This is a genomic window from Deltaproteobacteria bacterium GWA2_45_12 (assembly GCA_001797365.1).
Classification (GTDB): domain Bacteria; phylum UBA10199; class UBA10199; order UBA10199; family UBA10199; genus UBA10199.
On record MGPH01000059.1, the window covers coordinates 5,954 to 6,211 of the forward strand.

At 44.6% G+C, this 258-nt stretch carries 1 pseudogene (running past one end of the window); it reads left to right on the plus strand.

Annotation, left to right across the window (positions count from 1 at the left end):
• Nucleotides 1-9: 9 nt before the first annotated feature.
• Nucleotides 10-258: pseudogene (locus A2048_03035) on the plus strand (nitrite reductase large subunit) (it continues 2,274 nt past the right edge of the window).

Consider the following 258-nt stretch of genomic DNA (forward strand, 5'->3'; position numbering starts at 1 on the left):
ATTAAAAATATGAATAAAAAACGTCTTGTCGTCATTGGAAATGGAATGGCCGGAGCCCGCGTCGTGGAAGAAATCCTCAAAAGAGCTCCCGACATGTTTGATATTACAATGTTCGGTGCGGAACCTTACGGCAATTACAACCGGATTCTTCTCTCCAATGTCTTGAACGGAACCGACAAGGCCACCGATATCTTCATGAACCCACTTTCTTGGTATGAAGAAAAAGGGATCACACTTCATGCGGGCGTTAAAGTGACC